Annotated in this window: 14 protein-coding genes; 3 read left to right on the forward strand and 11 right to left on the reverse strand. The window is 44.4% G+C overall.

What is annotated here, in order from left to right:
• The first annotated feature begins 80 nt into the window (after positions 1-80).
• Both ACM5QX_RS20360 and ACM5QX_RS20365 read left to right on the forward strand, forming a co-directional pair.
• Complete coding sequence (locus tag ACM5QX_RS20360) at positions 81-890, forward strand: SDR family oxidoreductase (RefSeq protein WP_414755179.1); 810 nt, start codon at positions 81-83, stop codon at positions 888-890.
• 26 nt (positions 891-916) lie between these two features.
• Positions 917-1,447: an alpha/beta hydrolase gene (locus ACM5QX_RS20365; protein ID WP_011318664.1), complete on the forward strand. Its 531-nt coding sequence runs from the start codon at positions 917-919 to the stop codon at positions 1,445-1,447.
• On the opposite strand, the gene ACM5QX_RS20370 is transcribed toward ACM5QX_RS20365, so the two are convergent.
• The 7 genes from ACM5QX_RS20370 to ACM5QX_RS20400 form a co-directional block, all read right to left on the reverse strand.
• Positions 1,444-1,641, reverse strand: coding sequence for a hypothetical protein (locus tag ACM5QX_RS20370; protein ID WP_011318665.1), 198 nt, complete (start codon positions 1,639-1,641; stop codon positions 1,444-1,446). The two genes, ACM5QX_RS20365 and ACM5QX_RS20370, sit on opposite strands and share 4 nt — an antisense overlap.
• A gap of 6 nt (positions 1,642-1,647) precedes the next feature.
• A complete protein-coding gene (locus ACM5QX_RS20375) occupies positions 1,648-2,259 on the reverse strand; it encodes a low-complexity tail membrane protein (RefSeq protein ID WP_011318666.1) in 612 nt (203 codons plus the stop codon).
• A gap of 191 nt (positions 2,260-2,450) precedes the next feature.
• Positions 2,451-5,567: a translation initiation factor IF-2 gene (infB, locus tag ACM5QX_RS20380; RefSeq protein ID WP_011318667.1), complete on the reverse strand. Its 3,117-nt coding sequence runs from the start codon at positions 5,565-5,567 to the stop codon at positions 2,451-2,453.
• A gap of 492 nt (positions 5,568-6,059) precedes the next feature.
• Entirely contained in the window at positions 6,060-6,329 is a 270-nt protein-coding gene (locus ACM5QX_RS20385) for a YlxR family protein (RefSeq protein ID WP_011318669.1), read from the reverse strand.
• A 148-nt stretch (positions 6,330-6,477) separates the two neighbouring features.
• Entirely contained in the window at positions 6,478-7,755 is a 1,278-nt protein-coding gene (gene nusA, locus ACM5QX_RS20390; protein WP_011318670.1) for a transcription termination factor NusA, read from the reverse strand.
• Positions 7,756-7,913: 158 nt separating this feature from the next.
• Complete coding sequence (rimP, locus tag ACM5QX_RS20395; RefSeq protein WP_414755180.1) at positions 7,914-8,375, reverse strand: ribosome maturation factor RimP; 462 nt, start codon at positions 8,373-8,375, stop codon at positions 7,914-7,916.
• A 210-nt stretch (positions 8,376-8,585) separates the two neighbouring features.
• Positions 8,586-10,004 (reverse strand): hypothetical protein, encoded by a 1,419-nt coding sequence (locus ACM5QX_RS20400; protein ID WP_414755181.1) that lies wholly within the window; start codon positions 10,002-10,004, stop codon positions 8,586-8,588.
• A gap of 254 nt (positions 10,005-10,258) precedes the next feature.
• Here ACM5QX_RS20400 and ACM5QX_RS20405 point away from each other — a divergent pair, with 254 nt between their 5' ends.
• Positions 10,259-10,960: a peptidoglycan-binding protein gene (locus ACM5QX_RS20405; protein ID WP_414755182.1), complete on the forward strand. Its 702-nt coding sequence runs from the start codon at positions 10,259-10,261 to the stop codon at positions 10,958-10,960.
• Positions 10,961-11,100: 140 nt separating this feature from the next.
• Here the strand turns inward: ACM5QX_RS20405 and ACM5QX_RS20410 are convergent, their stop codons facing one another.
• The 4 genes from ACM5QX_RS20410 to radA all read right to left on the reverse strand — a co-directional run bounded on the left by ACM5QX_RS20410 (position 11,101) and on the right by radA (position 15,219).
• Positions 11,101-11,994, reverse strand: a complete 894-nt coding sequence (locus ACM5QX_RS20410) for an SDH family Clp fold serine proteinase (protein WP_414755183.1) — start codon at positions 11,992-11,994, stop codon at positions 11,101-11,103.
• 93 nt (positions 11,995-12,087) lie between these two features.
• Positions 12,088-12,888: a Uma2 family endonuclease gene (locus ACM5QX_RS20415; protein ID WP_414755184.1), complete on the reverse strand. Its 801-nt coding sequence runs from the start codon at positions 12,886-12,888 to the stop codon at positions 12,088-12,090.
• A gap of 10 nt (positions 12,889-12,898) precedes the next feature.
• The gene (locus ACM5QX_RS20420) at positions 12,899-13,633 is read right to left on the reverse strand and encodes a Uma2 family endonuclease (RefSeq protein WP_414755186.1); all 735 of its coding nucleotides are present in this window, start codon (positions 13,631-13,633) and stop codon (positions 12,899-12,901) included.
• 62 nt (positions 13,634-13,695) lie between these two features.
• Positions 13,696-15,219, reverse strand: coding sequence for a DNA repair protein RadA (radA, locus tag ACM5QX_RS20425; RefSeq protein WP_414755188.1), 1,524 nt, complete (start codon positions 15,217-15,219; stop codon positions 13,696-13,698).
• Positions 15,220-15,280: the final 61 nt, after the last annotated feature.

The raw sequence follows: 15,280 nt of genomic DNA on the forward strand, positions 1-15,280 counted from the left end.
CTGACTCACTCTGATTTTGTATTTTCCTCTGCTTAGAGTGACAAATGAGGGCTATGGCTATTTACCGGCTTTAAAAAATTATGAACGGATTAAAAGGCAAAAACACTCTCATCACGGGTGCTAGTTCCGGTATTGGACAGGCGATCGCTATCCGTCTTGCTCAAGAAGGTTGTAACATAGCTATTAATTACCGCAAAAGTCCCTCAGGTGCTGAAGAAACTGAGGAAATCGCTTTGCAAAAGGCTTGTAAAAATGTAGAAAACTGCGGTGTTAAGTCTTTACTAGTACAGAGTGATGTCTCTAAGGAATCAGATGTGATAGAGATGGTAAACACTGTAGTTGAGGAGTTTGGTAGTCTCGATATTCTGATCAACAACGCCGGGATTCAAACTGAATGTCTATCCCACGAAATCACAGCAGAAGATTTTGATCGAGTAATTGGAGTTAACCTGCGGGGTTCTTACTTGTGCGCGCGTGAAACCATTAAACACCTGCTGACTCAAAATCGTAGAGGGGTAATTATTAATATTTCTAGTGTCCACGAAATTATCCCTCGACCAATGTATGTCAGCTATTCCATCAGTAAAGGTGGAATGGAAAATATGACCAAAACTCTAGCTTTGGAATATGCTCATCGGGGTATTCGTGTCAATTCTGTAGCGCCTGGAGCGACAATTACACCTATCAATGAAGCTTGGACTGATGACCCCGAAAAGAAAGCAGTTGTGGAAAGTCATATTCCGATGGGGCGTGCTGGTACTTCCGAGGAAATGGCGGCAGCAGTAGCATTTTTAGCATCGGATGAAGCAGCATACATCACGGGACAAACTCTGTTTGTCGATGGTGGTCTGACGCTGTACGCTGATTTTAGAGAACCTTGGTCAGCTTGAGTTCCAAGTATAAAACTTCAGAAAATATGAGTCTTATCAGGCTGTATCGCACCTCAATATTAGTAGTGAGTGTCTGCATTCTACTGGCTAGCAACTCTGCTTTAGCTGCTGAAAGAGTAGTACTGAAGTATAATGTCTTCCGTGAAACCATTGCTGTAGAAGAATTATCGACCTTTGCTCAAACTGGCGCACTTTCAAGTTCACTACGAATTAATTTAGCTTTAGCTCGACAAGACCCTAAAGTAATTCGTCAATATTTAACAACACCAGTCAAAGTCAGCCCTGTACTTTTAGATCGGGTGTTAAACAGTCCTGTAGGTAACATTATTCTTGATGAGCTAAGTCAAGTTATTCATACACCATCCCGCAGTGCTGATAGACAAGCCTTGCGTTCCGCTTTGTCACTTTCCGCTAGTGGCGATGGACAAATGACTTTGATAGAAATAATCCAAAATTATCCTACGCCCAACGTAGAAGTTGACGGAGAGCGTTTGGGGAATGCTTACCGTCAACTTCGTAGCTTACAAGCTAGGTTAGAGAATTTATTCGGTTTTTAATAAGCTAAAGTTTCTAAAGTTTCCCGCAAATAACGTTGTACTTGCTGTTCTAAACGCAATTCTTTCAGTTGAATATTACTTTCTAACTGCCAACGCTGGAAACCAGAACTAGCGGCGATCGCATATTGGAGATTGCTCCAAATATCAGGATCACGAGAAAATTGATAATTACTGGTAGCTGTAATCTTAGCCATAGTCCCTCATTCCTCAGTTTTAACTTCGACAGGCAACTGGGGCAAGATTTTATTAACCCGCACCCCTAAAATTGTGAAATCCTGGTTAATCTTCTCTAAAGGTAATGGTTCTATCGCTGCAAATTCTGTGTCATTTGTGACCAAAACCCGCGCTACGCTCACGGGAATTTGCAGAAACAAATTACTTGCCAAAAAGGTTAAAGCCGCAAGTGCTAACCCCAAGATGCGCCATTGGGGTAATTGACTTGTCATGTTAACAACTAAAGGCGCAGCTTGATATAGCTGCCACAATACAAAAATAGATAAAATTGCTGACAATAGAGCCAGCACACGATTTAACTTGGTATTAATTAAACAAAGGATTTTTCTTTGCTGCTCAGTCAGATTCTCTGGCTTGAGGGCAATTCCCAAAATGGCAAATATATAAAAAGGTCGGCGCAACTGCATCCACAAAAGTGGAATAACTCCAGCAGCAGCCACTAACAAAAGTTCCATCCAGACTGGCAAAAGCGGCTCACCAACAGAAAGGAACAATAAGCACAACAGCAAAAAAATTGGTAGTGTCGCCAATCCAGCGACGTGAATCCACAATATTGGTTCAGAGCGAAATGAGCGCATAAAAGAGTCCTGAGTCTTGAGTTTTGAGTGCTGAGTGTTGAATTTTAAGTTTGGATACCAGCAAGAAAGTCAGGTTTAAATCTCTCCCAGGCTTGTTTCTGACTGGTATGAGTTGTGAGTTGTCGCAGTTAAAAACTGTTTTCAACTCTTTACTCTTAAATTACTTACCACTCAGCACTCGTTACTCAGCACTATCTTGTTAGTGCCAGGGTACGGCGTTTTGTGACCATTTGATAGGATTCGATGATGTCACCTTCAGCCCAATCATGGAATTTATCAACACCGATACCGCATTCATAACCAGCGTTGACCTCACGCGCGTCGTCTTTCATCCGTTTGAGGGAGTCAAGCACGCCTTCATAGATCACCTTACCGGCACGACGTACCCGCACTTTGCAGTTGCGGACTAGTTTGCCAGACTGGACATAGCAACCAGCAACAGCACCGCGACCAACTGGGAAGACAGCGCGGACTTCGGTTTGACCCAGGGGTTCTTCAACCAACTCTGGTTCTAACAGACCTTCCAATGCGCCTTGGATATCTTCGATCAGTTTGTATATGATGTTGTATTCTCGTACGTCTACACCTGCTTCATCAGCCGCTTGTCTGGCTCCACTGGCAAAGGTGGTGTTGAAGCCGATAATTACAGCTCCACTGGCTGCTGCTAAGTCGATATCTGTTTCGGTGATTTCGCCAGCCGCAGTTAACAGCATCCGAATCTGTACTTCGTTTTGGGGGATTTGTTTGAGTGATCCCACAATCGCTTCTACAGAACCTTGTACGTCACCCTTCAAGATGAGGTTGAGTTCTTTCAACTCGCCTTCTTGAGCTTGAGCAGATAGGGTTGTGAGGGTAACGCGTCCTTGTAGTAGACGAGAGAGACGTTGCTTGTCGGCACGATCTGATGCCAGCGCTCTGGCTTCTTTTTCGTTGTCGAATACCTCAAACTCGTCACCTGCGGCGGGTACGTCACTTAAACCGAGTACCTCAACTGCAAATGAAGGCCCAGCTATATCAACTCTTCTGCCGCGATCGTCAACCATTGCCCGGACTTTACCAAATGCTGAACCAGCAAGCAGTATATCTCCTACATGGAGTGTACCGTTCTGAATCAACAGGGTAGCAACTGCGCCCTTGGCTTTATCCAGGTGGGCTTCAATAACGGTTCCTCTGGCGTTCCGGTCTGGGTTGGCAGAAAGTTCACCAACTTCTGCTACTAAGAGAATCATCTCTAGGAGAGTATCCAGGTTTTCACCCTTGATGGCGCTGACAGGAACCATAATGGTTTCACCACCCCACTCTTCTGGGGTCAAGCCATACTGGGTGAGTTCTTGTTTCACCCGGTCTGGTTGTGCGCCTTCTTTATCAATCTTGTTGATAGCAACAACAATTGGTACTCCGGCTGCTTGAGCGTGGCTAATTGCCTCAACTGTTTGGGGACGTACACCATCGTCTGCGGCTACCACTAAGACAGCGATATCTGTTACCCTAGCGCCTCTTGCTCGCATGGCTGTAAAGGCTTCGTGACCGGGGGTATCTAAGAAGACAATCTGCTGTTCTTTACCGTCATGGACGATATCAACGTGGTATGCACCTATATGCTGGGTGATCCCGCCTGCTTCACCGGCTGCTACTTTGGTTTTGCGAATCGAGTCGAGAAGGGTAGTCTTACCGTGGTCTACGTGACCCATGATTGTCACTACTGGCGGACGACGCAGGAGATGTTCCAAGTCGCCAACTTCAATCATTTCCGTGACTTTACGGGCTTCTGCTTCTGGTTCAGCAGTTTCAACTTCTATCTCTAGCTCTTTACCCACCAAGGTAATTGTCGGAATATCCAGATTTTGGGTGATACTCACTGCCATGCCTTTCATGAACAGGATTTTCACGATTTCTGTGTCAGCAACTGCCAGAAGGTCGGCTAACTCTTGCACTGTCATTGGCCCGGTGACCGCAACTTTCTCTGGCCGCTCACGTTTAACTTCTGTTTCCTGGCGGCGGTTTTGGTCACGGTTGTTATGGCTAGACCTCTTACCACGAGTTGTGGGACTACTAATTGGTGCTGCTGTCGCTGCTGTCGCTGCTCTGGCTGCTTTGGGTTTGGGGGGACGAGCGATGGAAAGACTAACTTGGACGGTTGCGGGTATTTCTAATCCCTCTTCATCTAGTAAATCTTCGTCTTCAAAATCATCTTCCACCAGTGGCTTGACGCGTTTGCCTTTAACGCCAGCCTTACCAGCTTTTTCTTTGATTTCGTCGATGATTTCTTCTTCCTGCCACTTCTTACCACCTTTGGCGAGACGGGGTGGTGTCGGGCGTTTCAAATCTAGCAGGTCTGGGGCGATCGCAGCTGTATCGCCTACCTCTCCTCTACCACCGGGAACTCCTCTAGGTGGAGTGGCAACTGGTGCGGCATCTACTGACGGGCGCACTGGTCTTTGAGGACGTATGCCGTCACCTGATGGAGCGCCTGGTCTGTTGACACGTTGCTCTGGTTTGACGGGGCCTTGGGCAGGGCGAGCCTGTTTTTGTACTGGAGCCGATGAGGTTTCTCCTTGTGCAGGTTTGGCGACTCTTGGTTTAGCTTGGTCGCGCTCATCTTCACGCCGTGGGCGATCGCGTTTGAGAATTGGTTTTTCGCCTGGCGCACCTGTTATTTCAGATAAATCCAGTTTTTCTGCTGTAGGTCTGCTAGGAGGAGCTACCAGTTGGGGTTTTGGTTGTCTCTCTGGTTTACCTGGTCTGGGCTGAGCTGATTTTTCTGGCTTCTCTACTGCGATTTTCGCTGGAGCTTGTGATTGAGCTTCCGGCTCTGCTTCTGGTGCAGCAGGTTTTTGCGGGGTCTCAGATAGATTCCGTGGTACAGGTCGAGATGGTGCCGTCGGCTTCATGGGCGAGACTGGTGTAGCGAAGGGCCGTGGAGGTGCTGGAGAATTGGCTTCAGAAGAAGCAATCTGGTTATTAGCAACTGACGCTTCTGGAGCGTTGGAGGTAGTGTTTCTCAATATTTTGGGTTTACGAATTTCCAAAATTTGTTGTTGTTTTTGTGGGGGCGCAGGTCGGTTGCGCGAGCCAGCAGGTGCTGAATTTGGTTTATGACTGGTTGTGTTTAATTCTTTTTTAGATGTTCCATTTGTAGCTGCAAGCTTTTCCGCAGCTGCCCGGATACTTTCTGCCTCTGATTCTGAGATTGTACTGCTATGGCTTTTGACCGCAATATTGAGCTGGTCGCAAATTGCTAGTAGCTCTTTGTTATCCAAATTCAATTCCTTTGATAATTCGTAGATTCTAACTTTGCCGTTGTTCATCCACTCTTCCCCTTTAATTTACAGTTTTTTTGCGGATGGTTGCCTGGAAGTGCGACATCTCCATCCTTTGATTACTGTTTTAGGTTGCCCTTGGTGATTTTGCCGGTGCCTCCAATCAGGAAAGAGAGATGTTTCGGGTTAATGCTGGCATCTCCACCAAAATTGATGGTTAGCGAACATCCTTAAAAATTTGTTAAATAAGGCATTTTTATGATGTTCATTGATGCCGAACTGCGCCTGAGCGCTACCAGGTTGCCATTTTGTCGTTTTTTGTTTTGCTGTTTCTGAGCCTTCCACAACACAATGAGAGTGATTTTGTTGGGAGTAATGCTTCGCTCCTCTTAAATATTTTGTCAGAGCCGCTTGCTAACTACACCCATTTACTATTTTGGCACTAACCCCAAAAATTGCAGAGGGTGTGGTCATAGCTCAAGTGTTTTGGCTGTCACCACAGATTCCCCTGAGGAATTACCACCATGAATGTTTTTTAGCCTAATTTTGATTTTGGGGATCGTTTTGGGCTAGATTTTGCCACAATTTTTGGTACAGTGTGTCTGGTACCGATGCTTGTAGCGATCGCCCTAATCGATTTTTTTTCTGAGCTGCTTGTAGGCAACTCATCTGCGGACAAATGTAGGCTGAACGCCCCATGCCCTCATTCAATTGTACCTTTCCCGAAGGAAAGACACGGACAATCCGCCAAAAGTCTTGTTTTAGTCCTACTTTACGGCAACTAATACAACGTCGGTAGTTGGGTTGCATCTGTCTTCTGTAACTTTAACAGAACTATTGATGGTGACAACCAAGTTAGACTAGCCAACTCTGATTGATCTTGATGTTGCCTGATTTTTAGTAATAATTAAGACTAATACTATGGTCTATCTTACCAGAAATCCTTAAGGCTAAGAAATTACTCTTCATCGTTGGGGTCAAAAGACTCGTCTTCTAATTCTCCTTCTTGATTTTCTTCATAGTCTAGCTCCTCTGATTCGATGTCATCTTCCTCTAGTTGATATTTTGCACGCGCCGCCACAAATTTAGCATCTTCGGCTGCTTGGTCATACTTGGCTTTATCTTTTATGTCTATTTTCCAGCCAGTCAATCTGGCAGCTAATCGCACGTTTTGTCCTTCTTTGCCGATAGCCAAACTCAGTTGGTCTTCCGCAACTAATACGTGAGTTTGTCTAGTTTCTGGGTCCATGAGGCGCACTTCATCGACTCGCGCCGGACTGAGGGCATTAGCAATGTATGTTGCTGGGTCTGGAGACCAGCGAATCACGTCAATTTTTTCGCCGCGTAATTCGTTGACTACTACCTGAATGCGTGATCCCCTAGCACCAATACAAGCTCCTACGGGGTCTACATCACGATCCAGGGTATCTACTGCTATTTTAGTTCTTGGGCCTACATAGCGGGAAGGGGGGTTTGCCTCCCTAGCTACGGCAACTATCCGTACCACTTCGTCTTCAATTTCTGGTACTTCGTTGGCAAAGAGATAAACTACTAAACCTGCATCAGCACGGGAGACTAATAACTGTGGGCCGCGTTGCTGACCTTGGGAAACCTTTTTGAGATAAACCTTAAATGTGGCATTTGCCCGGTAATTGTCGTTGGGCAATTGTTCGCGTTTGGGCAATTCGGCTTCTACTTCTGGTTGTCCAAAGGTACTGCTAACTGCCAGAATTACTGATTGGCGCTCAAATCGCAAAACTCTGGCTTGGAGAACTGTGCTTTCTAGGTCTTGGAACTCCTCTTGCACCATCTGGCGCTGTTGATCCCGCAGTTTTTGCGCCAGTACTTGCTTGGTTTGCATGGCAGCCATGCGCCCAAATTCACCTTGGTCTGGGGTGACATCTAGTACCACCGAGTCTCCCAATTGGGCTTCGGGAGCTACTTGCTGTACTTCATCTAAGGAGATTTGATGGTCAGAATTATTAACTTCTTCAACAATGGATTTTGTGGAAAGAACGCGAAATCCTTCCTCGTCAATATCTAGTTCGACTTCAAAGTTATCAAAATAATCTTCATCAAACTGTTTGCGCTCGATGTTTTGAGCGCGACGATAACGCTCATAACCCTTAAGTAAGGCTTCTCTAATAGCAGCTTGAACCGCTAACCGGGGCAAATTCCGTTCACGACTAATACTTTCTATTAAATCTTTTAATCCTGGTAAACTAACCATTGACATAAGCAATCTCCTTTATATGTTGGGGACTGGGGATTGGGTATTGAGTCCTGGGTATAGGGAAAATAAAAAGATAGGGTAACAAGGGAGTGCGAGGAAAATTATCTTTCCTTACCTCCTTCCAGTCCCCAGTTCCCAGTCCCTAATCCCTCGTCTCTCGTCTATTCGCCGTCATGTAGCAACACCCTAGTAATTAGGGAGCGAGGGATTTCAATGACGCGGCCTTTTTGATTTATGTAAACTTTTGTCTCGTCCCGGCGAATCAACTGACCAATCCACTCTTGTTGTCCTTCGTGGGGTGGGGAAGTGGAAACAATTACAGGAAACCCTTTAAAAGAGAGAAATTCCCGATCAGTTACCAGTTGCCGAGAAATACCAGGACTTGACACTTCCAAGACATAAGCATCTGGAATGATTTCCGTTGCATCTAAGGCAGCTTCTAAAGCACGGCTCATGCGCTCACAATCATCCAGACCAGTATCCTGTTGAGGATTACGGATATCTACCCGTAATACTGGTGGTCGTTGGTTGGTGTGAAAAACGATACCAACGACTTCCAATCCCAGTTGTTCTGCCACTGGTATTGCCAAATCTGTAATTGGTGGAACTAAAGGATGAGTCATGTGCAAATACAATAAAAAAAGTGGGCATCAACCCACTTCCTGCGATAGGGATATCTTCCAAGAAGTCTTGTGACGAACCGATGATGGTTCGCCGCTAACATGAGTGTAGCGCATTTCTTTATTAGTCAATAGTCATTGGTCAGAGACGCGATAAATCGCGTCTGTACAATCTTCAGAGACGTGATTTATCGCGTCTGGACAATTTTCTCCCTACTCCCCACTCCTCACAATGGAATTGGGAATTGATTTGAGTTGTCTAGTTTGTTCGATGATTTGGTCGATGTCTTCTTGGGATAATCGCTGGACGTAGTTGAGTTTGACTTCTTCTAAAAAGTCAACTAGTAAGCTTTGGATTTCGGAGAGTACGTGTTTTTGCTGTATTTCGTTGCCTAAGGCTTGGGTGAAGCTATGGGCAAGTTGGCTGGAGAGTTTTGCACCGATGGGATCTTTGATAGCGCTGACTAGGACGTTGTAGAGATTTGTGGTGATTTGGGTGGCTAGTTGTTCGCTGATTTGGGTTTGGGCTTGTCCAACTCCGGGTAAGGATTGTAGGTTCTTGTAGATGGGGACTTGGTGAAAGGCACTGTTGATATTGTGCTGTAATAAGGCGACTAGTTCTGGTTGAATTTTGGGTAAGACTTGATCAACGATAGTTTGGACTAAAAGACCAGCGATCGCTTCCACTTCATTGATATCGTTAATGTCTATGTAAGGACGCAATTTGTCATTTTGCAGCAACCAGCGTGTAATTTCACCCTTTTGAATTGATCCCTGAATCTGGTTAATGACGCGAATGATGACAATTTCTGTGAGTTCTTCGGCGAAATTGGCGACGACTACTTGGTGAATTTGTTTATTTATGGGTTGCAGGTTTAATAAACGGGCATGATCTAGGCGAATCGTTACAGGTATAATCCGCAACCAGCGCCAGAAGGGAATTAATAAAAATAAATCATACCAGCGCCACAAAATAGCATTTAACCAGCTGAACCCTGGATGGCTACTTCTGATGTAGATTACGCGTCCTAGTAACTCTAAGCCAAATAAGCAAACAAATGGTAAATCTATCAGCCAAAAATAATTGATGAATTCGTTGTTTTCCCCGATTTGGCGGTAATAATTTGTAGCAATTAAAGGACTGATTTTCTGGTTAAAAAAGGTAATTTCTTGTATCCAGCCTTTTTGGGATAGGTATGGCTGACTCCAAAAGGTAGCAAATGATTGTTTGGCTGAATCATTGCCGATGCGATCGCGCATTCGCTTTTTGATTCTTTCTAAAGTCCCACTTTTACCTACGGCGGCAAACGGGTTACCTTCAATCATCTCGTTGCTAAGACGACTAATCTCTTGTAATTGAGTTTTTACTTCTGGTGATGTGATACCTGTTTGACTTACTTGTGCTTTTAAAAGGTCGATTTTATTTAAATAATTTTGCGTTTCCCTGTGCTGTTCAATACCCTTAATGGGGTCATAAATCTTAGTTATTTCTGGCACTTTCCGCAAGTAAAAATCCCGCCAAGGCACATAACTTAAATCAAATAAAACTAAGAATAAGTTTAATGTGGCGATGGACGCCATCAATCTTTCAAAGTATAAATTCTGTTTTTTCGGTAATTTTCGATTAGCCATTTTTAGTTTTAGATTATACAAATTACCATAGTTAAACCATTTTTAATTCTTATACATTGCATAGTAATCTAACTAAGATATTTCTTGTGGTTGAGGAAAATTTTTTTATTATGTATTATCTAGACTAAAACTAAAAAGCGTTGTCATTCGTCAAAAATTATGAATAATTTAGACAAATACCGTAAAGCAAAGTAGAATTATCCTCTTGTTTACCTCTATCAATTTTCTTGGTTTAACTCAAAGGAGTTTTGAATATGTGGTGTGGGTTTGGAAAATCAAGTGCAATAGTTGCTACCGCTTGCGTAATTAGTACTAGTTTCGTAATTTCAAATACAACTTTTGCGGCTCGTCAGCGTAATTATACGCCACAGGAATTTCGTACAGTTTTACGAGGTTTAGGCTATAATGTCAAGATCACAAATACACCTCTCACTGACGCAGAAACTAAAAAAGCTATCAGTGAATTTCAAAAAGGTTACAAACTGACCCCAGTTGATGGGATCGCAGGACCAAAAACCCAAGATTTTGCTGCAAATATCGTTCAAATCTTGCAAGCAAACTTAAATGCAGTCCTAAAAACAAATCCCCCTTTACCCCGTGACCAATTTTACGGTCCTAAAACCGAAGCAGCCATTAAAGAATTTCAGACAAAACATAAGCTAGAAGCAACTGGTATTGCTAATTTAGCTCTCCGTCAAAAGTTAGACGAAGAAGCTAAAAAAGTCATCACTAAACCGAGTACTCAGCCAACAGCGAAGCCGTCACCATCACCGACAGCATCACCGACAGCTAAACCAACGGTATCACCAACATCTAAACCAACGGTGTCACCGACATCTAAACCAACAGCATCACCAACAGCTAAACCAACGGTATCACCGTCACCAACAGCTTCGCCGGCAACTACACCTACAACATCACCCTCACCAACAGCTTCGCCGACAACTACACCTTAATAAGACCAGAAAACCTTTATAAGCTAATGCGCGCCTAAATTGCATAACTACTAATAAGGGCTGTTGACTGTTAACGGTCAATGGTCAACAGCCCTCACGATTGATTATGCAACTTAAAAGCAGAATAGCTTACCCAAACCTCAATTCTTTTGATTTGGTTCTTCGAGGGGTCTACCTTTTGGTATGGGTAATATTGGACGGCGATCATCATAAGGCATGGGAATATACTGAACGCTTGGTCTTCCTCCTTGGGGTTGGGGATATAAATCCATTAGTTCGTAGATAGAATGGGGCAGTCCTACAGTTATGGGCAGCCCCATTTCTGTGGCTTCTTCAACGGTGATGGGGTAGTCATGGGTTACTCGACCAGTAGTCAAGGCTTCGATAATGGATTCGATATTTTCAGGGTTAACTTTTTGTTTGGGTATATTATCTTTGAGCAGAGTTCGCACGAAGCGTTGTACTTGCTGAATAGCTTTACCGGCTAGGTCTGCCATGATTAAAGTCTGGTCATCAATCTCCCCGATTGGTTTATCTTTAACAACTTTAAGAATGCTGGCGGCGGGGAAATTACCCAGTTGGGGATCAACCGGGCCTAAGACAGCGTTGGCATCCATAACGATTTCATCGGCGGCGAGGGCAAGCATGGTACCGCCACTCATGGCATAGTGGGGTACAAATACAGTAACTTTGGCAGAGTGACGAATTAAGGCTCTGGCTATTTGTTCGGTAGCTAGGACTAAACCCCCTGGTGTGTGTAGGATCAGGTCGATGGGTACATCTGGGGGTGTGAGGCGAATTGCCCTAAGTATTTGTTCTGAGTCCTCGATCGTGATGTAGCGTGAGATGGGAATACCCAATAAACTAATAGACTCTTGACGATGTATGAGTAAAATTACGCGGCTTTTACGTTCTTGTTGAAATTCTTGTAAAGCCCGGACGCGGCGATATTCTACTTGGCGTTTTTGCCAGAGTGGTTGCAGAGAAGAAAGAAGAAGAAAAATCCAGAATAAATCACCAATACCGAAGCCCATAGAATTAATTATTCCAAAATAGCGATCGCAATATATTGTGACAAGTTTTAGGCGATCGCAATTCTATCTACAGGTTTATCTGAGAAGCACAGTTTACACTAGCTCATCGGGATTTACTCCTAATTGTCGCAGGCGTTCTGCTAGTTGTTCTGCTTTTCTTTTTGCCTGTTCCGCTTCTTGTTCCGCAATTATCGCTCGTTCCGTAGCTGCAACAACTTCTTCTGTCGGCTCAGCAATCAATTCCCCTGCTAAGGTGAACCAACGTAGCCACAATCTATTGATGTCTCGAAACGCTCCTTGCCATACACCCAAACTTAAACCCAACTCTGGCATAAGTATGCGTCCCTCAGTTAAATTTATCGCTTCATAATGACCGCCTACTAACTGAAATGCTTTCAGTTCATTGGTGTAGCGACTAAAAACAATGTAGTAAGGAATTCGCAAAATTCGTTCATAAACTTCCCATTTGCTAGGTGGTTTAGCTGTTGGGTTTTGAGTAATGCCTAAATCTTCATCTTCTGTACCTGGAGATAATAATTCCACCACGACGAAAGGATTTGCTGGTTCTTGCCAAGTGACATAACTTAAACGCAAATCTTCGCCTTTGTACATTTTTTGTACTCCCACAACGCCAAACCAATCAGGGCGTTTATACCATAGTGGATGATCTAGATCGTAATAAAGATTCAGGTCAGCAGCACTATAAACTAATTCGGGATTCCAGTTAATTGGCTGAAAGGTTAAGTATAAGAGTAAGGGCTGTAAAAAGTGAAAGTCGTCTGGCAAACCTGGCTCCTCTGGATTGTCGCTAGGTAAATCATACATTGTTGGTAGGGTTTCCCACGGAGGAAGGGGCGGATCTGATTGGGGGAAGTAGTTGGAGAAAGTAGTCATAGTCAAAAGTCTACTCTTGTGGTTCAATACCTGCTGCTCGTAGCTGCGCTGCTAGTCTTTCAGCACGTTGGCGTTCTTGTTCAGCGCGTTGGCGTTCTTGTTCTACTAACTCCGAACCCCACAGTAGTAGTTGTCCGGTTTCATCCCACCAGCGCAACCAATTACCTGTACGATTTTCCCGCATACCTTGCCATACGCCAAGGTAAAGATTCATTTCGGCTATCCAGTAATGTTGATTTTCGTTGGGGGTTTGTAGGCTATATCTATCTATATTTTGATCTAGGCGATAAACTTCTAATTCTCCGCTAGCTGGCTCAAAGATGGCGTAATTTTGCACTTTTAAAATGCGCTCATAGAAAAACCATTTACCAGGGGGATAGGTTGGTTTACTGGAATATTCCCCTCCATCTTTATCAGACAGGAACTCCATAACAATTACGGGGATGTCTCCCTCTAGTTGAGGGGTGTAACTGCGAATAACTTGCTCTCTACTGACGCTAATTTGGGGGATATATGCCCAATCTGGGGCTTTAACAACGGTTTTGCCGTTCAATGTGGCACAAATGCCGTAATTTGTGGGTGTGAGGGAGTTAGCTGGTAGTTTTCCTGCAAGTTCTAAGCTTTGGGTAAGTGCGGCGGCGAGAAATGGTTGGTTGATGTTGTCCACTGGCTCATCGGGTAGCTTGTAATCATCAGGGAGTTTTTCCCAGGTGATTTGGTAGTTGGGGGTGATGATGGATGTCATAAGAAGTAAGGGTGTAGGGGTATGGGGGTGTAGAGGAAATTTGGTCACCTGTCACCTGTTACCTATTCATCTTCGTCTAGGTTGAAGTCCTCTTCTGTTAGTTCTTGGTGGGGGATAGCGGCGATGATTGCATCTATGACTTTGGCAACTGGGATAATTTCGATGTCAAAGTCGGGGAATTTTTGCCCTTTAGGAACGATCGCTTTCTTGAATCCCAGTTTAGCTGCTTCTTTTAACCGGAGTTCCATCTGGGAAACCGATCGCACTTGTCCACCTAAGCCGACTTCGCCAATTAAGACTGTACCGGGATCAACGATGCGATCGCGGAAACTGGCAACGATCGCAATGGCAATTCCTAAATCTACGGCTGGTTCTTCTACGTTCAATCCTCCGGCTGAGGCGACGTAAGAATCCAATTTGGACATGGGAATCCCCACCCGTTTTTCTAATACGGCGAGAATTTGGACTAGTCGGTTATAATCTATACCAGTTCCGGCACGGCGGGGAGAAGGGTAACTGGTGGGACTGACTAAGGCTTGTAACTCAACAACAATAGGGCGTGTACCTTCGCAAGCTACGACGATGGCTGTACCTGGTGCGGGGTCATCACGGTTACCCAAAAATAACTCACTGGGGTTGGGAACTTCACGGAGTCCGTTTTGTACCATTTCAAAGATGCCAATTTCGTGCGTTGCACCGAAGCGGTTTTTTACTGTGCGTAATAACCGATGGGAAGCAAAGCGATCGCCTTCAAAATAGAGTACTGTATCTACTAAGTGTTCTAAAACTTTCGGCCCGGCGATCGCCCCTTCTTTAGTGACGTGTCCGACAATTAACATGGTAATGTCTTCATGTTTTGCCACTTTCATTAAGGCGGCTGTACATTCCCTGACTTGGGCGACGGAACCAGGCGCAGAGGTCAGGGCTGGGAAAAACACGGTTTGAATACTATCTATTACCGCCACATTGGGCTTGAGAGAATCCACCTCTCGTAATATCTCTTCTAAATCTGTTTCTGGCAAAACATATAAATCTGCGCCCACACCATCAGCTATAGATACTAGAGGTGTCTGTTCTGATTCCTCCCTTTGATCATCTCCGACAACACTCAGGGTTTTTGCCACACCTAAGCGAGAAGCTCTTAATTTTACTTGTTGCCCAGATTCTTCACCCGTGACATAGAGAATACGATATCTCTGCGCCAATTGATTTGAGACTTGTAGTAATAGGGTAGATTTACCAATACCGGGATCACCACCAATCAAAACCATCGAACCTGGAACCACACCACCACCAAGCACCCGATCCAGTTCTCCATAGCCAGACTCCCAACGAGCGATTTGGCGATCGGTAATTTGGTCAAATGTTAAAGAAGCTCGTGGTTTTGCCGGCTTAACAGGTGCTTTACCATTATTCTGGGATGCGTGCCAACCACTAACTCCTCCCTTAGGTACATCTACGGAAGATTGAATGGTAATCTGTTCTTCTAAGGAATTGTAAGTACCACAAGCTGGACACTTACCAAACCATTGGGGAGATTCTGCTCCACATTCGTTACAAATGTAAAAGGTTTTGGGCTTTGCCATTATTAAATCTTAACTAATATTAAATATCTTAATTTTTCCTTAAGTATTGCTCAAATTGAAA

The sequence above is a fragment of the Anabaena sp. CCY 9910 genome (assembly GCF_963920875.1).
GTDB lineage: Bacteria > Cyanobacteriota > Cyanobacteriia > Cyanobacteriales > Nostocaceae > Trichormus > Trichormus variabilis.